Consider the following 22,511-nt stretch of genomic DNA (forward strand, 5'->3'; position numbering starts at 1 on the left):
CACGTGGGTACTGCTATTTATCATCAGTACCCCGTATAATGTAAGGTTTTAACAGGGAGAGGTTCGCGTGCATTCGATTTCCATCGCGCTGGAACGCCTGCGCACTCAGCTTGCGCAAGCGTTACCCGCTACACCCGGTTTACGCCATTTCGATGTCTCTTTCCCGTTAAACGACGCCTTCGATCCGCTGGCCTGGCTGGGTGTGCAGCGATGCTATCCCCAGTTTTACTGGCAACAGCGGAGCGGTGATGAAGAACTTGCCGCGCTCGGAAGCCTCGCCCATTTTGACTCTCTGGCCTCGGCCTCCCGGTTTTTGCACACCCATGACGTAGCCAATGATACCCGTATCTGCGGCCTGAACGCCTTCAACCCGGCACAGGGAAAGCTGTTTTTACCGCGCCTTCTCTGGCGACGGTCTGGCGGGGTCGCCACGCTGCGCCTGCAACTGTGGAGCGAAACGTCGCTGTGTGACGATGCCGGTGACGCACTGAAGTTTATTGATAACCTGCGCGACGCCGCGCCGATCCGCCCGTTGTCCGTGCAGATTGTGCAGGAAACCCATCATCCGGAAAAACCGGAATGGCTGGCGTTGATTCGTCAGGCGACGGATACCCTTGCTCGCGGCGATTTTGAGAAAGTGGTGCTCGCACGTGCTACAGACGTGCAGTGCCAGCAGCCCGTGAACGCCATCGCGCTAATGGCCGCCAGCCGCGCGCTAAACCTCAACTGCTATCATTTTTGTATGGTCTTTGACGCCAGCAACGCGTTCCTTGGCTCGACGCCCGAGCGACTTTGGCGGCGACGCGGCATGCTGCTGCGCACTGAAGCGCTGGCAGGCACCGTCGCCAGCCATTCTGACGATAAGCAGGCCCAGCGTCTGGGCGACTGGCTGATGAACGACGACAAAAATCAGCGGGAAAATATGCTGGTGGTGGAAGATATCTGCCAGCGTCTTCAGCACCATACCCGGACGCTGGAGATCCTCCCAGCGCAGGTGCTGCGTCTGCGCAAGGTGCAGCATTTACGCCGCTGTATCTGGACTGAACTCAAACAGTCTGATGACGAGCAGTGTCTGCATATTCTGCAACCGACGGCGGCGGTGGCCGGGCTGCCGCGTCAGGCAGCGCGAGAATTTATTGCGAAAGTGGAGCCGTTTGACCGGGAGTGGTACGCCGGATCGGCGGGCTATTTATCGCGCGATCAAAGCGAGTTCTGCGTGGCATTACGCTCCGCCCGCGTTCATGACGCCGCGCTGCGTCTTTATGCGGGGGCGGGCATCGTCAGCGGCTCCGATCCAGAGCAGGAGTGGCAGGAGATCGAAAATAAGGCCGCCGGGCTGCGTTCCCTCCTCCTGAGGGATTAATACTGATTCGTGCAATCCCGATTCATATCAAAATTCTGACTTTTTCTATTATTTATACTGTGTCGCATTCTTGATACTGGACAATCTCATGTCAGTAAGTTCTTTTAACCGACGCTGGGCGACGGTGATCCTTGAAGCCCTGACCCGCCATGGTGTCAGGCATGTGTGTATTGCTCCGGGCTCTCGCTCCACGCCGCTCACCCTTGCTGCGGCGGAAAACAGGGCTTTTATTCATCACACCCATTTTGACGAGCGTGGTCTCGGCCACCTGGCGCTCGGGCTGGCGAAAGTCAGCAACGCGCCCGTGGCGGTGATAGTGACTTCCGGCACGGCGGTGGCAAACCTCTATCCGGCGCTGATTGAAGCGGGGTTAACCGGCGAAAAGCTGATTTTACTCACCGCCGATCGTCCTCCGGAACTTATTGACTGCGGCGCGAACCAGGCGATTCGTCAGCCTGGCATTTTTGCCTCGCATCCTTCACAGACGGTCTCGTTGCCGCGCCCCACCCAGGATATTCCCGCCAGCTGGCTGGTCTCAACTCTCGACCACGCCATGAACGCACTGCGCAGCGGCGGGCTGCACATTAACTGCCCGTTTGCCGAACCGCTGTACGGCGAAATGAACGAGACCGGCCTAGCCTGGCAACAGCACCTGGGAGAATGGTGGGAGAGCGAAAAGCCCTGGCTGCGTGAGCAGACGCATCTGGAAAGCGCTAAGCAGCGCGACTGGTTCTTCTGGCGCCAGAAGCGCGGGGTGGTGATTGCCGGGCGGATGAGTGCGGCGGAAGGCAAGCTGGCGGCGGAGTGGGCACAAACGCTTGGCTGGCCGCTGATTGGTGACGTGCTTTCCCAGACGGGCCAGCCGCTGCCCTGCGCTGACCTCTGGCTGGGGAACGCGAAAGCGGTCACCGAGCTGGCGCAGGCGCAAATTGTCGTCCAGCTGGGCTCGAGCCTGACGGGCAAGCGACTGCTCCAGTGGCAGGCCACCTGTACGCCAGAAGAGTACTGGCTGGTGGACCCGCTCGAAGGACGCCTTGATCCGGCGCACCATCGCGGTCGCCGCCTGGTGAGCGATATTGACAGCTGGCTGGAATTGCATCCGGCGGAAAAACGCAAACCCTGGGCGGTGGAGATCCCGGCGCTGTCGCGTCAGGCGTGGGAACTCACCAAAGCGCAGTGCGAGGAGTTCAGTGAAGCCGGGCTGGCGCACCGTATCCGCAAATATCTTCCCGAGCAGGGGCAACTTTTTGTCGGTAACAGCCTGGTGGTGCGCCTGATTGACGCCTTTTCGCAGCTGCCCGCGGGTTATCCGGTATACAGCAACCGGGGCGCGAGCGGCATTGACGGACTGATCTCCACCGCCGCTGGCGTACAGCGTGCCAGCGCAAAATCCACGCTGGCGATTGTGGGGGATCTCTCAGCCCTCTACGATCTCAACGCGCTGGCGCTCCTGCGTCAGGCGTCGGCTCCGTTCGTGCTGATTGTTGTTAACAATAACGGCGGACAGATTTTCTCCCTGCTGCCGACGCCGCAAAGCGAACGTGAGCGCTTCTATCTGATGCCGCAAAACGTGCAGTTCGAACACGCCGCCGCCATGTTCAGCCTGAAGTACCATCGCCCGGAAAACTGGGACGCGCTGGAGACGGCGCTGAACACCGCCTGGCGGCAGCCTGGCGCGACGCTGATTGAGCTGGTGGTAAACGATTCTGACGGCGCGCAGAAGCTGCAACATCTGCTGGCGCAGGTGAGTCACCTGTGATCCTCGCTGGCGTCACTCAGCCCGGAAAACCAGGCTACCCCTGGCTGGTTTTCCTGCACGGTTTTTCCGGCGACTGTCGTGAGTGGCAGACCGTTGGGGTGTCGCTGCATGACTACCCCAGGCTCTACCTTGACCTGCCCGGGCACGGTGGTTCAGCGGATACGGGCGTGACGGGGTTTGCAGAGGTAAGTGAATTGCTCACGTATACCTTAATTAGTTACAACATACTAAATTACTGGCTGGTAGGGTACTCTCTCGGTGGCCGCATTGCGATGTTCCATGCCTGCCAGCATCCTGCGGGGTTAGACGGGGTGATTGTGGAAGGTGGACACCCTGGGCTGCAAGACGTCGAGGCGCGCCAGGCGCGGCTGACCTCGGACCGCCGCTGGGCGTTACGTTTTCGCAGTGAGCCGCTTGAAGCCGTCTTTGCCGACTGGTATCAACAGCCGGTCTTTACCTCCCTTACGGATGAACAGCGCAACGCGCTGATCGCGCTGCGTAGCCGGAACAACGGCCCGAGGCTGGCTGAAATGCTGGAAGCCACCTCGCTTGCCGTTCAGCCTGATTTACGTCCCGCGCTCACCGCGCGTGATTTTTCTTTCGACTATCTCTATGGCGAACGTGACGGGAAGTTTGCAGCCATCGCTGCTGAACTTAACGCCATGCGTCATGCTATCCCTCATGCCGGACACAACGCCCACCGGGACAACCCGGAAGCGGTTGCCGCGAGTCTGGCTCAGATACTACGTTATCGAACAAAGGACACGCTATGATCTATCCTGATGAAAACATGCTTTACGCGCCGGTTGAATGGCAGGACTGCTCCGAAGGCTACACCGACATTCGCTACCACAAATCCACCGATGGTATCGCCAAAATCACCATCAATCGTCCACAGGTACGCAACGCGTTTCGTCCGCTGACCGTAAAAGAGATGATCCAGGCGCTGGCGGATGCCCGCTACGACGACAACATCGGCGTCATCGTCCTCACCGGGGAAGGGGAGAAAGCCTTTTGCTCGGGCGGCGATCAGAAAGTCCGCGGCGACTACGGCGGATACCAGGATGATGCCGGCACGCACCACCTGAACGTGCTGGATTTCCAGCGCCAGATCCGCACCTGTCCAAAACCGGTGGTTGCGATGGTGGCAGGTTATTCCATCGGCGGCGGTCACGTGCTGCACATGATGTGTGACCTGACTATCGCGGCGGAAAATGCCATTTTCGGTCAGACTGGCCCGAAAGTTGGCTCCTTCGACGGCGGCTGGGGGGCATCCTACATGGCGCGCATCGTCGGCCAGAAAAAAGCCCGCGAAATCTGGTTCCTGTGCCGTCAGTACAACGCCCAGGAAGCGCTGGACATGGGGTTGGTTAACACCGTGGTGCCGATCGCCGATCTGGAAAAAGAGACCGTGCGCTGGTGTCGCGAAATGCTGCAAAACAGCCCAATGGCGCTGCGCTGCCTGAAAGCGGCCCTCAACGCCGACTGTGACGGTCAGGCGGGACTTCAGGAGCTGGCGGGTAACGCCACCATGCTGTTCTATATGACCGAAGAGGGTCAGGAAGGGCGCAACGCGTTCAACGAAAAACGCCAGCCAGACTTCAGCAAATACAAACGGAACCCGTGATGCGTCGCGCGCAGGTTTACCGCTGGCAGATACCGATGGACGCGGGCGTGGTACTGCGTGAAAGGCGGTTAAAAACCCGTGATGGCTTTTTCGTGCATCTCCGGCAGGGCGAGCGGGAAGGGTGGGGCGAAATCGCCCCGCTTCCGGGCTTTAGCCTGGAAACGCTGGATGAGGCGCAGGCGGCGCTGATGGCCTGGACACACGAATGGCGTGAGGGGGCAGATCCGTCGCTGCCGGACGTTCCTTCCGTCGCGTTCGGCATCAGCTGCGCGCTGGCAGAGCTGGACGGCTGTTTGCCGGATGCGGCGAATTATCGCGCCGCGCCGCTCTGTTCCGGCGATCCGGATGAACTTTTCGCGCTGCTCTCCGGGATGCCTGGCGAGAAGGTGGCGAAAATTAAGGTCGGCCTGTACGAAGCGGTGCGCGACGGAATGGTGGTTAACCTGTTACTGGAAGCCATTCCCGATCTGCACCTGCGCCTGGACGCCAACCGCGCCTGGACGCCGCTCAGGGCGCAGCAGTTTGCGAAGTACGTCAACCCGGCGTACCGCAACCGCATCGCGTTTCTCGAAGAGCCGTGCAAAACGCGCGACGACTCTCGCGCCTTCGCCCGGGAAACCGGCATTGCCATTGCCTGGGATGAGAGCCTGCGCGAAGCCGGTTTTACGTTTGCCGCCGAGCCGGGCGTCGGGGCCGTGGTCATTAAGCCAACGCTGACCGGCAGCCTCGACAAGGTGCGCGAGCAGGTTGCGGCGGCCCATGCCGCAGGGCTGACGGCGGTGATCAGTTCATCCATCGAATCCAGCCTCGGGCTGACGCAGCTGGCGCGCATCGCTGCATGGTTAACGCCGGACACCGTTCCCGGTCTTGATACGCTAAACCTGATGCAGGCCCAACTGATTCGCCAGTGGCCGGACAGCACCTTACCGTGCCTCGACGTCGGGACGCTGGAGCCGCTGCAATGACTTTTACCGACTGGCCGTGGCGGCACTGGCGCTCCAGGAGTGCCGATACACCCGCGCTGCGTTTAGACGATATAACGCTCAACTGGTCACAGTTGGGCGAGCGTATCGATCGTCTGGCAGCCGGTTTTCAGTCTCAGGGTGTCAGGGACGGTGACGGCGTCATGCTGCTCGCCCACAACCATCCGCAGACCCTGCTGGCCTGGCTGGCGTTGCTTCAGTGCGGCGCCCGCATTTTGCCGGTGAACCCTCAGCTTCCCCGTCCGCTGCTGGACGTCCTCCTGCCGCAGATGACCCTGCGCTTTGCGCTGGTGCTTAACGGTGAGTATGACGGTCTGCCTGGGCTGGTATTAAGAGAGGGCGAGGAGCAGGGCGGCGTGACGTGGCGGGCAGAACGGCTGGCCTCAATGACGCTCACCTCCGGCTCCACCGGCTTGCCGAAAGCGGCGGTGCACACCTGTGCCGCCCACCTTGCCAGCGCAAAAGGCGTGTTGTCGCTGATGCCTTATGGCGGTGATGACGACTGGCTGCTGTCCTTGCCGCTGTTTCACGTCTCCGGTCAGGGGATTTTGTGGCGCTGGTTGCAGGGCGGAGGCCGTCTCACCGTGCGTGAAAAACAGCCGCTGGAGCAGGCCCTGCAGGGCTGTACCCACGCCTCGCTGGTGCCGACGCAGCTGTGGCGGCTGCTCAATTCACACCATCCCGTTGCGCTGAAAGCCGTGCTGCTCGGCGGGGCGGAAATCCCCGTTGAGCTGACCGAACAGGCGCGCAAGCAGGGGATCCGCACGTTCTGCGGCTACGGTCTGACCGAGTTCGCCTCCACCGTCTGCGCCAAAGAGGCCGACGGCGCGCCGGACGTGGGCAGCGCGCTGCCGGGCAGAGACCTTCAGGTGGTGAACGGTGAAGTCTGGATCCGGGCGGAAAGCATGGCGGCGGGCTACTGGCGAGACGGCGCCTTACTGCCGCTGGTCAACGAGCAGGGCTGGTTCGCCACCCGCGATCGCGGCGAGTGGCATGACGGACGCCTGACCATTCTGGGCCGAATGGACAATCTCTTTTTCAGCGGCGGAGAAGGGATCCAGCCGGAAGCGCTGGAGCGCGTTATCGTCACACATCCGCAGGTAAGCCAGGTGTTTATCGTCCCGCTGGATGACGCCGAATACGGGCAACGCCCGGTGGCGGTAGTGGAATGTGAGCCGGGCACGGATATCACGCTGTTGCCGGAGTGGGTTCAGGGCAGGCTGGCACGCTTTGAGCAGCCGGTACACTGGCTGGCGCTGCCGTCAGAACTGAAAAATGGCGGGATAAAGATCTCCCGCCAGGCGTTAAGGCAGTGGGTCAATGCCCTGTTGAGGGGCTAATCAGCCGATATCCGGCTGCGGTTTCTGCTGGCGTCGACGCATCCAGCGCAGCACCGGCGGCACGACAATCACCATGATCGCCATCGCCAGCAGGATCTTCGTCACGCTGCTCTCCCACAGGATCGCCATGTTGCCATTGCTGATGGAGAGGGCGCGGCGCAGGTTCTGCTCCAGCATTTCGCCCAGCACAAACCCTAAAATCAGCGGCGACATCGGGAAGTGCATCTTGCGCAGAATGTAGCCCAGCACGCCGAGCAGCACCATTAACACCAGGTCGAAGGTGGTGCTGTGCACCGCGTATACCCCAACCGCAGAGACGGCGGCGATGGCCGGGACCAGGAACCACAGGGGAATGGTCAGCATACGGGTGAATAGCCCGATCAGCGGGATGTTCATCACCAGCAGCATCACGTTGGCGATCAGCAGGGCGGCAATCAAACCCCAGACGATATCGGGCTGCTCGGTAAACATCGCCGGACCGGGAGTGATGTTATAGAGCGTCAGCGCGCCCATCATCACCGCCGTGGTGCCGGAACCCGGCACGCCGAGGGTCAGCATCGGGATAAACGAGCCGCAGGCCGAGGCGTTATTCGCCGCCTCCGGTGCCGCCACGCCGCGGATATCGCCTTTGCCGAAGCTGTCGCTGTTACCGCTCAGCTTTTTCTCGGTCATGTAGGTGATGGCGCTGGCGATAGTCGCCCCCGCGCCGGGCAGAATGCCGACGAAGAAACCGATCACCGCTGAACGCAGGGTGGCACCCACACACTGCGCCCCCTCTTTGGCATTAAAGAGCATACGTCCGGTTTTACGCACCAGCGTCTGCCCGCTGCTGGTATGTTCCAGCATCAGTAAGATTTCTGAGACAGAGAACAGACCAATCACCACGACGATAAACTGCACGCCGTCAGACAGGTGGACGCTGTCGAAGGTAAAGCGATAAACCCCGGTGTTGGCATCCACGCCGACGGTGGCCAGACTGAGGCCAATCAACGCAGACAAAAACGACTTCAGCGGATTCTGCGCCATCATGCTGCCGAGACAGGCGATGGCGAATACCATCAGGGCAAAATACTCGGCCGGACCAAACGCCAGCGACCACTGGGCCAGCGCCGGGGCGAAGAGGATGATGCCGCCAATGGCGATCAGGGAGCCAAAGAACGAGCTGACGGCGGAAATAGAGAGCGCCACGCCGCCGCGTCCCTGCTGTGCCATCGGATAGCCATCCAGCGCGGTCATAATGGCGGCGGCATCGCCGGGAACGTTAAGCAGTATTGAGGAAATACGCCCCCCGTATTCGCAGCCGATATAAACCGTCGCCAGCAGGATCAACGCCGATTCCGCAGGCAGGTGCAGCGCAAAGGCCAGCGGCAGTAAAATCGCCACGCCGTTGATAGGCCCAAGGCCCGGCAGCAGGCCAACGATCGTCCCGACGAAACAGCCGATCAGGGCGATCACCAGGTTTTCCGGGGTCATCGCTACCGCGAACCCCTGAGAGAGATAGATCCAGGTATCCATAGCGTGCTCCGTTAGTTAAACCATGCGCCGAGCGGCAGGGTCACGTCAAGCAGGCGGTCGAAGGCGTACCAGAGTAAAATGCCCAGTACGACCCCGGAGATCCCCGCCGCAGGCAGCGAGGCGTTAAACAGTATGCCAATCACCATCGTCAGCAGGGCGGTGGCGATCGGGAAGCCGAGCCACTCAAAGCCCCACGCGTACATCAGCAGAACAATCACCATTACCAGCAGACGTTGCAGCGTGCGGCGTGGCGGCCACTCCACGGTGTCCGGATGGCGCAGCAGCAGGGCCACCGAGCAGAGCAGCATCAGGCCGACAATGCCGACGGGAAAGGGGCGTGGCCCCACGGGTTCATAGCTGTATTCGCTGTGGATCTGCCAGGCGACGAACAGGCCGCCAATGCAGAGCAGCAGCCATATCCCGGCAAAAATGCGATCGCTCATAGCGCCTCCGGTTATTTCGCAAGACCAAAGGCTTTCGCCTGTTCGCGGTAGTCATTCACCTGTTTTTTCACGTACTCGTCCAGCTGCTTGCCGTTCAGGTTGAACTCAAACAGCCCGCGCAGATCGCGCTGTTTTTTGAACTCCTCGGTTTGCTGAAGTTTTGCGAAGGTATCCACCCACCACTGGTACTCGGCGTCGGTCACTTTTGGCCCGACGAAGAAGCCACGGATGATCGGCCAGACCAGGTTATAACCCTGCTCTTTGGCGGTTGGGACGTCTGCCAGCTGGCCCGGCAGACGGTTTTCCGAAAAGACCGCCAGCACGCGGATCTTATCCCCGCTCAGGTAGGGCACCATTTCGCTGAGATCGCCCGATACTGCCTGCACGTGATTGCCCATCAGCGCCGTCACCGGCTCACCGCCGCCTTCAAAGGCCACGTAACGCATTTTGTGCGGATCCACTTTGGCCTGCTGCGCCAGCAGCGCGGCTTTCATCCAGTCCTGGCTGCCGATAGAGGCGCCTGCGCCAATCACCACGCTGTTCGGATCTTTTTCCATGGCGGTCAACAGATCTTTCAGGGATTTCCACGGGGAGTCCGCGCGAACGGCGATCATGCCGTAATCGGTGCCCACGGTGGCGAGCCAGCGCACGTCATTTACGTCATAACGACCAAATTTCCCCTGCGACAGGTTCAGCAGCGAGCCGCCGGAGAAGGCCACCACGGTGCCGGGTTCAGCAGGGCGCTGGGCGACGATGGCGTTATAGGCTACCGCGCCCACGCCGCCGGGCATGTAGGTGACGCGCATTGGTTTCTCGATGGCCTTCGTCTCCAGCAGGCTGACCTGAATCAGCTTACAGGTCAGGTCGAAGCCGCCGCCGGGTTTGGCCGGGGCGATACACTCGGTGCGGGACGGGGTGTCCTGCGCCTGGACGACAGAGGCACTCAACAGCAATACGCTTGCAGCAAGGGTAGAAAGTAATTGTTTTTTCATCGTTTATCCTCACGCCGGAGAACCGGGAGTACGGGTACGGGTGTCTTTTTTCTGATTATGTGAACCACCTTGTAGCGGTTCCGTTGCGTGATTGTTAAAACAATAACCTTTCATTTCCCTTTCACTGCGACACCAACTTTACAGGATGTGATATGCGTCTCTTACTGGCGGAAGATAATCGTGAGCTGGCTCACTGGCTGGAGAAAGCGCTGGTACAAAACGGATTTGCCGTGGATTGCGTCAACGATGGACGGGCGGCCGATCACCTTTTACAGGGGGAAAACTATGCCGTCGCGATCCTTGATATCGGCATGCCCGGCTTCGACGGGCTGGAAGTGGTGCATCGTCTGAGAAAGCGCGGGCAGACGCTGCCGGTGCTGTTTCTTACTGCCCGCAGCAACGTGGCAGACAGGGTGAAGGGGCTGAATGCCGGGGCGGATGACTACCTGCCGAAACCGTTCGAGCTGGAGGAACTTGATGCCCGTCTGCGCGCGCTGCTGCGCCGCAGCGAAGGACGAACCCAGGAGCGCCAGCGGCTGGGAGAGCTGGAGTACGATGATGAAGGCTTTTTTCTGCTGCGCGATGAACCCCTCTCCCTTACGCCGCGGGAACTCTCTTTGCTGAAGGTGCTGATGCACCGCCGGACCCGTCCCGTCTCCCGGCAACAGCTTTTCGACCAGGTGTTCAGCCTGAACGACGACGTCAGCCCCGAGAGTATCGATCTCTATATTCACCGCCTGCGTAAGAAGCTGACCGGCAGCGGCGTGCGGATCACCACCCTCCGGGGACTGGGCTACGTGCTGGAGTGCGGCGATGAAGTGGGTTAAGCCGCAGTCGCTTTACCTGCAACTTTTGCTCTTTCTGGGTTTGCCGCTGCTGCTGTTATGGGGGCTGTCAGCCTTTAACAGCTACGTTAGCGCGCTACAGGCGGCGACGCAGGCCTATGACCGCACGCTGTTATCCTCGGCGCGCACCGTGTCTGAGCGGCTGGTGGTGCACAAGGGCAAGCTGCTGGTGAACGTGCCCTGGGTCGTGCTCGACAGCTTTGAGCTGAACATGAACGATCGCCTCTACTACAAGGTGGTTGACCCTGACGGGCGGACGATCTCCGGCTATGACGATCTGCCAAATATGCCTCCCTCCACGTCGCGCACCACTCACTATCCGGCGCTGGCGTGGTTTTATCATACCGAGTATCGCGGGCAGGCGATCCGCGTGGCGAAGCTGCTCCAGCCGGTTAACGAAGATAATGTGTTCGGGATGGCGGAAATTTACGTCGCAGAAACGTTGCAGTCGCGGCGCTATCTGGCCACTCAGCTGCTGTTTTCCTCACTCGTGTCGCAGGGGCTGCTGGTGCTGCTGACGCTGGTCCTGACCGCCTGGCTGCTGCGCCGCGTGCTGCGCCCAATGCGGCAACTCTCTTCGCTGATGGTGCGCCGTGAGCCCGGGCTGCTGGCCCCGCTGCCGGAGCTGCTGCCCTGGTCGGAAACGCGGCTGCTGATTGTGGCGTTTAACCGTTACATCGACCGGTTGCGCGGCGTACTTTCGCGGCAGGAGCGCTTCAATGCCGATGCCTCACACCAGCTCAAAACGCCGCTGGCGGTGCTAAAAACGCAGGTATCCGTTGCTCTGACGCGTAACGATCCGGCGCTGTGGCAGGAGAGCTTACGGGCAATGAACGTTACGCTGGATAACACCATCGTGCTGACGGAAAGGCTTTTACAGCTTTCGGCGGTGAAGCGGAAAGAGCAGGGGGAGCGACAGTTTGCCCCTGTCGATCTGGTCCAGGTGGTGCAAAACTGCTGCTTTTCGCGGCTGGCACAGGCGCGCAGCAAGGGTATCGATCTCGGTTATGACGGCGTACAGCAGCCGGTAATGATTGAGGGGGATGACGTTTTGCTGGGCGAACTCTGCGCTAACCTGCTGGAGAATGCGATCAAATACACGCCGGAGCAGGGCATCGTGACGGTATACCTGCGCATGGATAACGATGCCGTTGAGCTGAGCGTGGAGGACAGCGGACCGGGTATTGCCGAAGACCAAATCTCCCAGGCCATGCTGCCGTTTCATCGGCTGGATAACGTGGGCGATGCCGCCGGGTCCGGCATTGGCCTGGCGCTGGCCAACGATATTGCCCGCCTGCACCGCAGCCATCTTCAGCTGATGCCCAGTGAAAATCTGGGCGGCCTGTGCGTAAAAATGCGTTTTTTATTGATGATATAAATACCGATATTATCAAATCGTTACAAACTAATTGCCCGATGTCCACTGAGCGCATTGATCCCACAGACAGTCAGGTTAAAATCTCGCGGTTTTTGGACATCTCTGAATATATTGTGCGGGATCACGACAATGAAAAAAGTGGCATTAATGGGCTTAGGCCTGATGTTTGTATCGGCAGCAGCCAACGCTATTTCCTTCAACGGCTCGGCGGGCGAAGATTATACCCACCTGGGCTTTGGTCTTGGCACGGATAGCGCAGGCCTGGCGATGACCGGCGGCTGGACGCATAACGACGACGATGGGGATGCGGCAAGCCTGGGGCTGGGCTTCAACGTACCTTTGGGTCCTTTCCTGGCGACCGTCGGCGGTAAAGGGATTTACACCAACCCGAACGACGGCGACGAAGGTTATGCGGCGGCAGTGGGCGGCGGTTTGCAGTGGAAAATCGGCGACAGCTTTGGCCTGTTCGGTGAGTACTACTACTCTCCGGATTCCCTCTCCAGCGGTATCGATAGCTATGAGGAAGCCAACGTGGGTGGACGCTGGACCATCATCCGTCCTGTCACCATCGAAGCGGGTTATCGTTATCTGAACCTGGCGGGTAAAGACGGCCACCGCGACAACGCGCTGGCAGATGGTCCCTACATCGGTGTGAGCGCAGGTTTCTAATCCTTTCGGCGCGGCGTTCAGTCGCGCCAGTTTCTCTCTTCCCCCGGTCTTCGATTGCGCTATAGTGTTTTGACCATTGAAATGGGAGAACACAATGATAAACGTGGAAATGTTATCCACTGGCGACGAAGTGCTGCATGGGCAAATCATTGATACCAATGCCGCCTGGCTCGCCGATCTCTTCTTTGAGCAAGGATTACCGTTAACGCGCCGCAACACCGTGGGTGACAATCTTGAGTCGCTGGTCAACGTTCTGCGCGAGCGCAGCGAACGCTGCGACGTGCTGATTGTGAACGGCGGGCTTGGGCCCACCAGCGATGATCTCAGCGCGCTGGCCGCCGCCACGGCCAGAGGTGAAGGCCTGGTCCTGCACGAGGCGTGGCTGGCACAGATGGAGCGATTTTTCTCCGAGCGTGGCCGCGTGATGGCCCCCAGCAACCGCAAGCAGGCTGAAATTCCCGCCAGCGCGGAACTGATTGATAACCCGGTCGGCACCGCCTGCGGGTTTGCCGTTCAGCTGAACCGCTGCCTGATGTTCTTCACTCCGGGCGTGCCGTCGGAATTTAAAGTGATGGTCGAGCAGCAGATCCTGCCGCGCCTGCGCGCGCGCTTCACGCTGCCTGAACCGCCGCTGTGCCTGCGTCTGACCACCTTTGGCCGCTCGGAAAGCGACCTGGCCCAGAGCCTCGATCACCTGCAACTGCCTCCCGGCGTGTCGATGGGCTATCGCTCCTCCATGCCGATTATTGAACTGAAGCTGACCGGACCGGCGTCAGAGAAAGCCGCTATGCTGGCACTATGGCCGGAAGTGCAGCGCGTCGCCGGGGAAAGCCTGATTTTCGAAGGAACGGAAGGGCTGCCGGCGCAGATCGCAGCGCATTTGCAGTCCCGCCAGCTGAGCGTGACGCTAAGCGAGCAGTTTACCGGTGGGCTTCTGGCGCTTCAGCTTACCCGGGCGGGTGCGCCGCTGCTGGCCAGTGAAGTGGTGCCGTTCCAGCAGGAGACGCTGGCGCAGACGGCGCGCTGGGCATCCGAGCGCAGAGTGAAGCATTTCGCCGGACTGGCGCTGTTTGTGGGCGGGCTGGATGAAGAGCATCTCAACTTCGCCCTGGCAACCCCGGAAGGAACGCACGCCCTGCGGGTCAGGATGAGCATTACCCGCCACAGTCTGGCCGTGCGTCAGGAGGTGTGCGCGATGATGGCGCTGAACATGCTGCGCCGCTGGCTGAACGGGAAAGAGGTCGCCAGCGAGCACGGCTGGATCAACGTCGTGGAATCGCTGTTTGTAGAGTGAGAATGTGCCGGGGGAGTGTCCCCGGCAACGGTTACGCCAGTGCGTTTGCCAGCAAGGTAATGGGATGTTCACAGCGTTTGCTGGTGGACATCTCGATCTGCCACTTGCAGGTTTCACAATCCGTCACCACGATATCTGCGCCGCTCTCTTCAATCTGCCGGAACAGCGGCGCGCCAATGGCCTGTGACGTTGGGTAGTTTTCACGCTTGAATCCGTAGGTGCCAGCGATGCCACAGCAGCGTGAGTCCAGCACCGTCAGCTCCAGCCCCGGGATCAGCCGCAGCAGCTCCAGCGTATAGATCGACCAGCCCATCTTCTCCATATGACATGGCGTGTGATACACCACCTTCAGCGGCAATTTGCCCAGCGGTAACGTCTGCCCACTGTCAAGCTTGCGCCAGAGAAAGCGGGTCGCCAGCTCAATGTGCTCGCGCAGGCCGGTGTTATCCACCTCCAGCAGATGCGGATATTCATCGCGCAGCGTGAAGGTACAGGTTGACGACGTCGCCAGTACCGGTATCCCTTTGTCGACGATCGCCTCACGTAAAGAGGTGACGTTGCTTTTCGCCTGCCTGCGCGCTTTGTCGGTAAAACCGTTGGCAATCAGCGGAACGCCGCAGCACTTCTCTTTGCTCAGCAGCTGAACGCCCGTCCCCATGGCGTTCAGCACTTTCAGCAGGTCTTTTCCCAGCTGCGGATGGTTGTAGTTCACGTAGCAGCCGTGGAAGAAGGCAACCTGCTCAGCGAACTGCGCCTGTTCTGCCGCCACGGATTTATACCAGCGGCGGAAGGTGCCGTGAGAATATTTCGGCAGACTGCGGTGATGGTCGATTTTGAGCGTAGCATCCAGCAGTCTGCGCACCGGCTTCAGGGCGGTGGCGGCATTGACGACCGGCGCGAAAGGCGCCGAGAGGCTGCCCATCAGATCGGTGTGGCTTAGTATCGCGTCGCGCAGCGTCGGTTTTTGCGTACTGTAGCGGGCGCGGGCGCGCTGGATGATATCGCCTATTTTCACGTCCGACGGGCAGGCAACTTCGCAGCGTTTACAGTTGATACAGTATTTCAGCGCCTCGTCGTAGAGCGCGCCGTCCTTCAGGCGCAGACGTTCCCCGTCGGGGCCGGCCTGTTTCGGGCCGGGATAGCGCGGATCGACGCCGCTGACCGGGCAAACCGTGGTGCAGACCGTGCATTTGATACAGCTTTCAAATCGGGTGTCGTTCATTGTGCTCCCTCCCTGCGCTGGATAATCTGCTCCGCGACATGCAGCGCGGTGACGGCGCAGACGCCGCCACCGCAGCCCTGTGCCACGGGATCGTACCCGCCCAGAACCGAGCCGATGGCGTAAAGATTTTCAACCGGTTCCCCGCCCAGCTGCGGGCGCAGCTGGGTATCGACGATCACGCCGAACTGCTGCCAGGGCTGCGGGGTGAAGAAATCGCTTTGATACCAGTCCGCGCGGGAAGCGCTTTGCCGGACATCCAGCCCGAGAATTGCCTCACGCACGCCATCCCGGCTGCTCAGCAGACCGTTACTGAAGAAGCTGCCGCTTGCCAGCACCGTATAGCGTGCACGAAGCGGGATGTCGCCGTGGTTGCGGGTCCAGATTTCGCTTACCGCGCCCTCTGCCAGGGTGATTTTTTTCACCTCGTCGCCTGCCAACCAGACGCCACCCTGGGCGACAAACTGACGTTGAAGCTGGGTATGCAGACGAATGCCGGGCACGGAAGGGGGGAGCGTCGGCAGTAAACCGAGCGTACAGGGCAGGCGCGCCGAGAGCCAGCGCCAGAGCCGGTTGTCCGTTAAGCCAAAACAGGCGGGCATAAACAGGGCGTCGCAGGTCTCGCCGAGCGGTTGAAGCGCTGCGTACAGCTGCGGCCAGTAGCGTTCATTATCAAGCAGGCGGGCAATGTTCACCGCACGAAACTCGCTGGGGTTTTCGCGCAGCACGTCGTGCTCGGGGAGATCAATCTCCGCCGTATCCACCTGAATCCCTTGCTGTCTGAGAGACGCGGCGGCAAGATGCGGCTGGAAATCGAGGAAACCGCTGATCCCTACCACGCGCACGCGCCCGGCAGCGATGGGGGCGACAGGCACCTCTTCCGGGCTAAGCCAGGCGGCGCGCAGAGTGCCGAGCGGCGTGACGCGCTGATGATTTTGCTCGGCGTCACCCTGCATGCGTGCGCCGCAGGCGGTCAGCAGGTGTTCGGTTTCGCAGGCAAAGCGGGCCATATTCTCTGCGCCCGTCAGGCGGTAGGGATGTTCAGGCGGCAGATCGGCGAACGATAGCGCGCCCAGTAAATCCAGCGAGCCGGAGGAGAAGTGCAGGGCACTTTGACCGCGAGTGACAATGGCGCAGCGCAGACCCCGCTGCGTCAGTTTGAGACCGCACAGCAGGCCCGCCAGCCCTCCACCCACAATCACGGTATCAAATTTCATGGTTGTGCTCCTTCTCCAGACCGCAAAGTCCCTGATAGACCCAGCGGGTAAACTCACTTTCGCGCAGGGCATCGCCCCAGGCGACGGGCTGAATGCCTTTCCAGCGCTCATTTAAAAAATCGCTGAGCTGGGCGAGCGACTGGGTTGAGGAGGTGGCATGAAAACGTTGTAGCAGCCCGGCGGCACGGCAGGCGCACAGTTCCCCCTGACAGGTGCCCATCCCGACTCGCGTGCGGCGGCGTAAATCAAGCAGGTTGTTCACCGTCAGGTTTTCCACGGCATATTGCACCTCGCCTGCGGTCACGGCTTCGCATTCGCACACCAGACTGCGGCTGAGTCGCCCTTCACCAAGCCAGGTCGGGGTGCGGTCGCCGTGGCGGTAAATCGCCGAACCGCGAAGCGGGGCAGGAAGTGAAATGATTTTGTGCAGCGTTTTTTCTGTCGATTGCTGCGAGCCGGGCAGAGCCTGTTCCGCCGTCACGCACGGCGCGGTGTTGCCGAGCTTACGGCAGACGGCATCGGTGGCCCACTCCGCCATCAGCCGGTAGGTCATCAGCTTGCCGCCGGTAATGGTGATAAACCCGTCCATGCCGTCGCGTTCGGCGTGATCGAGCAGCACGATGCCGCGGCTGACGTTACGCCCGCTCGGATCGTTGTCGCTGGCGATGAGGGGACGCACGCCCGCGTAGGCACGCAGAATACGCGTCTGCGCCATCACCGGGGCCAGCTTTTCCCCTTCGCGCAGCAGAATATCCACCTCTTCGGCGGTAACGCGGTTGTAATCAATTTCGCTGTAGTCCACATGCATTGAGGTCGTGCCGATCAACGAAATGGTGTCCCCCGGCACGAGGATGTCGGCGTCAGACGGTTTACGGCAGCGGTTGATGACATGGTTATTGATGCGATGGTCGAGGATCAGCAGCGAGCCTTTGGCCGGGAACATGCGGACGGATAAATCGGCGTATTCCGCGATGCGCTGGCCCCAGATCCCTGCCGCGTTGACCACGACGGTGGCATACAGCTCGCGGTGTTCATTGTACTGCGTATCACACACGCGCACCCCGCGCACGGTATTACCTTCACGAATAAGCCCGGTGACGTGATGCCCGGTCAGGATCTGTGCGCCGTGTTCCCGCGCGTCGAGCATATTGGCGGCGGTCAGGCGGAAAGGATCAATGGTTCCGTCAGGCACTTTTACCGCGCCCAGTAATGCCGGGTTCACCGAGGGTTCCAGACGGCACGCCTGCGCAGGATCGAGCGCCTCGGCCTGAATGCCTGCCGCCGTGCAGGCGGTGATAAAGGTTTGCTGAAAGCCGAGGTCATCCTCGGGAAGGGTGATAAAAAGGCCGTTGGTCGGTTCAACGCAGTGGCGGGCGATGCGCCTGAGGATCTGGTTTTCAGCAATACACTCGCGCGCGGACTCAGCGTCAGTGACCGCATAGCGGGCGCCGCTGTGCAACAGACCGTGGTTACGCCCCGTTGCGCCGGTGGCGATGTCGTGGCGTTCCAGAAGCGTGACGCTCAATCCCCGCAGGGCGCAGTCGCGTGCGATGCCGGCACCCGTCGCGCCACCGCCAATGATAATCACATCGCTGAAGCGTGGATCGTGAATTGTCATTGCCTTTCCTCTATGTTCGTTTTTTAGCATTTAGCCACATTGATCGTGTGGTTTGTTTGATTTCGAACATAAACGCGCGAAATTCGAAAGTGAAACGTGATTTCATGCGCTTTTTTGCGCATTCTGTCATATTTCTGTAACAATCTGTGCGTTGATTCACAGTAACATTCACCGTGATTTCTTAACATCGCCGCCTCTGTAGCCGGGCGCGAGATGCCCGGTCATTTTTGAAAGGCCACGGAGGCTGTTATGCTCAGTATCTTTAAACCTGCGCCACACCGGGCGCGACTGCCAGAGGCAGAGATTGATCCTCTCTACCGCCGTCTGCGTTGGCAAATCTTCCTCGGGATCTTCTTCGGGTATGCGGCGTACTATCTGGTACGTAAAAACTTTGCGCTCGCCATGCCGTACCTGGTGGAACAAGGCTTCTCCCGCGGCGATCTGGGCTTTGCGCTGTCGGGGATCTCCATCGCGTACGGTTTTTCGAAGTTCATTATGGGGTCGGTGTCGGATCGCTCGAATCCGCGCGTGTTCCTGCCCGCCGGTCTGATCCTCGCGGCAGCGGTGATGCTGTTCATGGGCTTTGTGCCATGGGCGACCTCCAGCATTGCCGTCATGTTCGTACTGCTGTTCCTCTGCGGCTGGTTCCAGGGGATGGGGTGGCCGCCATGCGGACGTACCATGGTGCACTGGTGGTCACAGAAAGAGCGCGGTGGGATTGTATCGGTCTGGAACTGCGCGCATAACGTCGGGGGCGGGCTTCCGCCGCTGCTGTTCCTGCTGGGGATGGCCTGGTTCAACGACTGGCACGCGGCGCTCTATATGCCTGCCTTTGGCGCCATTCTGGTGGCGATTATCGCCTTCGCCCTGATGCGCGACACGCCGCAGTCCTGCGGCCTGCCGCCGATTGAAGAGTACAAAAACGACTACCCGGATGATTACAGCGAGAAGCACGAAGAAGAGCTGACCGCGAAACAGATCTTCATGAAGTATGTGCTGCCAAACAAGCTGCTGTGGTACATCGCGGTGGCGAACGTGTTTGTCTACCTGCTGCGCTACGGCATCCTCGACTGGTCCCCGACTTACCTGAAAGAGGTGAAGCACTTCGCGCTGGATAAATCCTCCTGGGCCTATTTCCTGTATGAATACGCGGGCATTCCCGGCACGCTGATCTGCGGCTGGATGTCGGACAAAGTGTTTAAGGGCAACCGTGGGGCGACGGGCGTGTTCTTTATGACGCTGGTGACCATCGCGACGGTCGTTTACTGGCTTAACCCGCCGGGTAATCCGGGTGTGGATATGGCCTGTATGATCGTAATCGGCTTCCTGATTTATGGTCCGGTTATGCTGATCGGCCTGCACGCGCTGGAGCTGGCGCCGAAGAAAGCGGCAGGCACGGCGGCAGGCTTTACCGGTCTGTTTGGCTACCTCGGCGGTTCAGTGGCGGCAAGTGCCATCGTCGGTTACACCGTCGATTTCTTCGGCTGGGACGGTGGCTTTATGGTGATGATTGGCGGCAGCGTGCTGGCGGTTCTGCTGTTGATCGTCGTGATGATCGGTGAAAAACGTCACCATGCCGAGGTGCTGGCGCGTCGTCAGTAAGGAGCATTGCGATGAAATTAACTCAGTTAGCGACAGGCCTGCTGCTGGCGGGCCTGATGACAGGCTCCGCGCTGGCGGCGGATAAAATCGTGATCGCCCACCGTGGCGCCAGCGGTTATCTGCCGGAGCATACGCTGCCGGCAAAAGCGATGGCCTATGCCCAGGGCGCGGATTATCTGGAGCAGGATCTGGTGATGACGAAGGACGACCAGCTGGTCGTTCTGCATGACCACTATCTTGACCGCGTGACGGACGTGGCGGAGCGTTTCCCGAACCGCGCCCGTAAAGATGGCCGCTACTACGCCATCGACTTCACGCTGGCGGAGATCCGCTCGCTGAAGTTTACCGAGGGCTTCGAGATTGAGAACGGTAAGAAGGTGCAGGTCTATCCGGGGCGTTTCCCGATGGGCAAGTCTGACTTCCGTATTCACACCTTCGAAGAGGAGATCGAGTTTGTTCAGGGGCTGAACCACTCGACGGGCAAAAATATCGGTATCTACCCGGAAATCAAAGCGCCGTGGTTCCACCATCAGGAAGGAAAAGACATTGCCGCGAAGACGCTGGAGGTACTGAAAAAGTACGGCTACACCAGCAAGCAGGATAAGGTTTTCCTGCAATGTTTCGATGCCGCGGAACTGAAGCGCATCAAAACTGAGCTGGAGCCGAAGATGGGAATGGATCTCAATCTGGTGCAGCTGATTGCCTATACCGACTGGAATGAAACTCAGGAAAAACAGCCGGACGGGAAGTGGGTGAACTACAGCTACGACTGGATGTTTAAGCCGGGCGCGATGAAGCAGATTGCGCAGTACGCCGACGGCATCGGGCCGGATTACCACATGCTGGTGGCGGAAGGCTCAACGCCGGGCCACGTGAAGCTGACGGCGATGGTGAAAGAGGCGCATGCGAGCAAGATGCAGGTGCATCCGTATACCGTGCGTGCAGACCAGTTGCCGGAGTATGCGACGGACGTGGATCAGCTTTACGACGTGCTGTATAACCAGGCGGATGTGGACGGATTGTTTACGGATTTCCCGGATAAAGCGGTCGAATTCATTCACCGTAAGTAGGTTTTGTAGGTCGGGTAAGGCGAAGCCGCCACCCGACAATCAGGCTCTGCGGCCTGATGCCCTCACCCTAACCCTCTCCCACCGGGAGAGGGGATAAGGACAACATCACATCTCGATCTCTATATCGCCTTTTGCCCGGCAGCAGCAGGGCAAAATTTCCCCTTCACTGATAAAGGCTAGCGGTTCGGTCAGCCAGTCTACCTGGCCTGCGACCAGACGGCAGCGGCAGGAGCCGCAGTAGCCTTCACGACACTGGTACTCGACTTCTACCTGATGTGCTTCAAGCGCCACCAGCAGAGAAGGGTGCTCTTCCTGGCACAACACCTCTGTACCCGAAAGGCTCAGCGTTACGCGGCTCATCAGAGCTGGAAATCGCTCAGGTCGTCGGTGTTGACTTCAGAATCAATCTGACCGACCAGGTAAGAACTCACTTCCACTTCCTGCGGCGCGACCTGCACGTTATCGGACACCAGCCAGGTGTTGATCCACGGGATTGGGTTAGAGCGCGTCTGGAACGGCAGGTCGAGACCGACGGCCTGCATGCGGATGTTGGTGATGTACTCAACGTACTGGCACAGAATGTCTTTGTTCAGGCCAATCATGGAGCCGTCGCGGAACAGGTAGTCTGCCCACTCTTTCTCCTGCTGGGCCGCCAGCACGAACAGGTCGTAGCATTCCTGTTTGCACTCTTCCGCAATTTCCGCCATCTCCGGATCGTCTGCACCGCTGCGCAGCAGGTTCAGCATATGCTGAGTCCCGGTCAGGTGCAGGGCTTCGTCACGGGCAATCAGACGGATAATTTTGGCGTTGCCTTCCATCAGTTTGCGCTCGGCAAACGCGAAGGAGCAGGCGAAGCTCACGTAGAAGCGGATTGCTTCCAGGGCGTTGACGCTCATCAGGCACAGATAGAGCTGTTTTTTCAGGATCCGCAGGTTTACGGTGACGGTTTTACCGTTCACGTTGTGCGTACCTTCGCCCAGCAGATGCCAGTAGCTGGTCATCTCGATCAGTTCGTCATAGTAGTGCGCAATGCCTTCGGCGCGCTTCTGGATCTGTTCGTTGGTGACGATATCATCAAACACCACCGCCGGATCGTTCACGATGTTGCGGATGATGTGGGTGTAAGAGCGGGAGTGGATCGTCTCGGAGAACGCCCATGTCTCAACCCAGGTTTCCAGCTCAGGAATCGAGATCAGCGGCAGCAGCGCCACGTTCGGACTACGACCCTGAATGGAGTCCAGCAGCGTCTGGTATTTCAGGTTGCTGAGGAAGATGTGCTTTTCGTGTTCCGGCAGCGCCTGGAAATCGATACGGTCGCGGGAAACGTCAACTTCTTCCGGACGCCAGAAGAAAGAGAGTTGCTTTTCAATCAGCTTTTCGAAGATGTCATATTTTTGCTGATCGTAGCGTGCCACGTTGACCGGCTGGCCGAAGAACATCGGCTCTTTGAGCTGGTCGTTTTTCGTCTGTGAAAAGGTGGTATATGCCATTGCGGTGAGTCCTGTGGTGTTATTTCCCCTCACCCCGGCCCTCTCCCACAGGGAGAGGGGGAAAGAGTTCCCTCTCCCTGTGGGAGA

At 59.9% G+C, this 22,511-nt stretch carries 20 protein-coding genes; 12 read left to right on the forward strand and 8 right to left on the reverse strand.

The features are described 5' to 3' along the window. The first annotated feature begins 67 nt into the window (after positions 1-67). From menF to menE, 6 genes are all read left to right on the forward strand, one after another. The gene (gene menF, locus AC4OVS_RS07105; protein ID WP_023306637.1) at positions 68-1,363 is read left to right on the forward strand and encodes an isochorismate synthase MenF; all 1,296 of its coding nucleotides are present in this window, start codon (positions 68-70) and stop codon (positions 1,361-1,363) included. An 88-nt stretch (positions 1,364-1,451) separates the two neighbouring features. Beyond that, positions 1,452-3,122 carry a 2-succinyl-5-enolpyruvyl-6-hydroxy-3-cyclohexene-1-carboxylic-acid synthase gene (gene menD, locus AC4OVS_RS07110; RefSeq protein ID WP_171936325.1) on the forward strand — a complete coding sequence of 557 codons (1,671 nt, stop codon included), beginning with the start codon at positions 1,452-1,454 and terminating at the stop codon, positions 3,120-3,122. Then, on the forward strand, positions 3,119-3,895 hold the full coding sequence (gene menH / locus AC4OVS_RS07115; protein WP_491922285.1) for a 2-succinyl-6-hydroxy-2,4-cyclohexadiene-1-carboxylate synthase: 777 nt from the start codon (positions 3,119-3,121) through the stop codon (positions 3,893-3,895). The genes menD and menH overlap by 4 nt, the downstream gene beginning before the upstream one ends. Continuing rightward, positions 3,892-4,749 (forward strand): 1,4-dihydroxy-2-naphthoyl-CoA synthase, encoded by an 858-nt coding sequence (menB, locus tag AC4OVS_RS07120; RefSeq protein ID WP_014832749.1) that lies wholly within the window; start codon positions 3,892-3,894, stop codon positions 4,747-4,749. Before menH ends, menB begins: the two co-directional genes overlap by 4 nt. Beyond that, positions 4,749-5,714, forward strand: a complete 966-nt coding sequence (gene menC, locus AC4OVS_RS07125; protein WP_023306635.1) for an o-succinylbenzoate synthase — start codon at positions 4,749-4,751, stop codon at positions 5,712-5,714. Before menB ends, menC begins: the two co-directional genes overlap by 1 nt. Beyond that, on the forward strand, positions 5,711-7,072 hold the full coding sequence (gene menE / locus AC4OVS_RS07130) for an o-succinylbenzoate--CoA ligase (protein ID WP_022648815.1): 1,362 nt from the start codon (positions 5,711-5,713) through the stop codon (positions 7,070-7,072). Before menC ends, menE begins: the two co-directional genes overlap by 4 nt. Here the strand turns inward: menE and AC4OVS_RS07135 are convergent, their stop codons facing one another. The 3 genes from AC4OVS_RS07135 to AC4OVS_RS07145 are packed head-to-tail and all read right to left on the reverse strand — an operon-like array spanning position 7,073 to position 10,022. Then, entirely contained in the window at positions 7,073-8,587 is a 1,515-nt protein-coding gene (locus AC4OVS_RS07135) for a tripartite tricarboxylate transporter permease (protein ID WP_022648814.1), read from the reverse strand. A gap of 11 nt (positions 8,588-8,598) precedes the next feature. Then, entirely contained in the window at positions 8,599-9,030 is a 432-nt protein-coding gene (locus tag AC4OVS_RS07140; protein WP_022648813.1) for a tripartite tricarboxylate transporter TctB family protein, read from the reverse strand. Positions 9,031-9,041: 11 nt separating this feature from the next. Continuing rightward, positions 9,042-10,022 (reverse strand): Bug family tripartite tricarboxylate transporter substrate binding protein, encoded by a 981-nt coding sequence (locus AC4OVS_RS07145; RefSeq protein WP_038416442.1) that lies wholly within the window; start codon positions 10,020-10,022, stop codon positions 9,042-9,044. Between the two features lie 152 nt (positions 10,023-10,174). Here AC4OVS_RS07145 and tctD point away from each other — a divergent pair, with 152 nt between their 5' ends. From tctD to AC4OVS_RS07165, 4 genes are all read left to right on the forward strand, one after another. After that, entirely contained in the window at positions 10,175-10,849 is a 675-nt protein-coding gene (tctD, locus tag AC4OVS_RS07150; RefSeq protein ID WP_017693014.1) for a transcriptional regulator TctD, read from the forward strand. Further along, on the forward strand, positions 10,836-12,245 hold the full coding sequence (locus tag AC4OVS_RS07155; RefSeq protein WP_023306632.1) for a sensor histidine kinase: 1,410 nt from the start codon (positions 10,836-10,838) through the stop codon (positions 12,243-12,245). The genes tctD and AC4OVS_RS07155 overlap by 14 nt, the downstream gene beginning before the upstream one ends. Positions 12,246-12,374: 129 nt before the next feature. After that, positions 12,375-12,914, forward strand: a complete 540-nt coding sequence (locus tag AC4OVS_RS07160) for a YfaZ family outer membrane protein (RefSeq protein WP_022648809.1) — start codon at positions 12,375-12,377, stop codon at positions 12,912-12,914. A 94-nt stretch (positions 12,915-13,008) separates the two neighbouring features. Beyond that, entirely contained in the window at positions 13,009-14,208 is a 1,200-nt protein-coding gene (locus tag AC4OVS_RS07165) for a nicotinamide mononucleotide deamidase-related protein YfaY (RefSeq protein ID WP_022648808.1), read from the forward strand. A 31-nt stretch (positions 14,209-14,239) separates the two neighbouring features. On the opposite strand, the gene glpC is transcribed toward AC4OVS_RS07165, so the two are convergent. From glpC to glpA, 3 genes are read right to left on the reverse strand one after another with little or no spacing between them, the layout of a single operon-like run. Then, entirely contained in the window at positions 14,240-15,430 is a 1,191-nt protein-coding gene (gene glpC / locus AC4OVS_RS07170; protein ID WP_332952131.1) for an anaerobic glycerol-3-phosphate dehydrogenase subunit GlpC, read from the reverse strand. Continuing rightward, positions 15,427-16,644 carry a glycerol-3-phosphate dehydrogenase subunit GlpB gene (gene glpB / locus AC4OVS_RS07175; protein ID WP_491922286.1) on the reverse strand — a complete coding sequence of 406 codons (1,218 nt, stop codon included), beginning with the start codon at positions 16,642-16,644 and terminating at the stop codon, positions 15,427-15,429. The genes glpC and glpB overlap by 4 nt, the downstream gene beginning before the upstream one ends. Then, positions 16,634-18,262 carry an anaerobic glycerol-3-phosphate dehydrogenase subunit A gene (gene glpA / locus AC4OVS_RS07180; RefSeq protein WP_491922287.1) on the reverse strand — a complete coding sequence of 543 codons (1,629 nt, stop codon included), beginning with the start codon at positions 18,260-18,262 and terminating at the stop codon, positions 16,634-16,636. The genes glpB and glpA overlap by 11 nt, the downstream gene beginning before the upstream one ends. Positions 18,263-18,511: 249 nt before the next feature. Here glpA and glpT point away from each other — a divergent pair, with 249 nt between their 5' ends. Then, entirely contained in the window at positions 18,512-19,864 is a 1,353-nt protein-coding gene (gene glpT, locus AC4OVS_RS07185; RefSeq protein WP_022648804.1) for a glycerol-3-phosphate transporter, read from the forward strand. An 11-nt stretch (positions 19,865-19,875) separates the two neighbouring features. Then, the gene (gene glpQ / locus AC4OVS_RS07190) at positions 19,876-20,934 is read left to right on the forward strand and encodes a glycerophosphodiester phosphodiesterase (RefSeq protein WP_063841593.1); all 1,059 of its coding nucleotides are present in this window, start codon (positions 19,876-19,878) and stop codon (positions 20,932-20,934) included. A 105-nt stretch (positions 20,935-21,039) separates the two neighbouring features. Here the strand turns inward: glpQ and yfaE are convergent, their stop codons facing one another. Continuing rightward, the gene (yfaE, locus tag AC4OVS_RS07195; RefSeq protein ID WP_003859419.1) at positions 21,040-21,294 is read right to left on the reverse strand and encodes a class I ribonucleotide reductase maintenance protein YfaE; all 255 of its coding nucleotides are present in this window, start codon (positions 21,292-21,294) and stop codon (positions 21,040-21,042) included. Beyond that, positions 21,294-22,424: a class Ia ribonucleoside-diphosphate reductase subunit beta gene (gene nrdB / locus AC4OVS_RS07200; protein ID WP_023306627.1), complete on the reverse strand. Its 1,131-nt coding sequence runs from the start codon at positions 22,422-22,424 to the stop codon at positions 21,294-21,296. Before nrdB ends, yfaE begins: the two co-directional genes overlap by 1 nt. Positions 22,425-22,511: the final 87 nt, after the last annotated feature.

Source organism: Enterobacter sp. 4974935 (assembly GCF_058661735.1).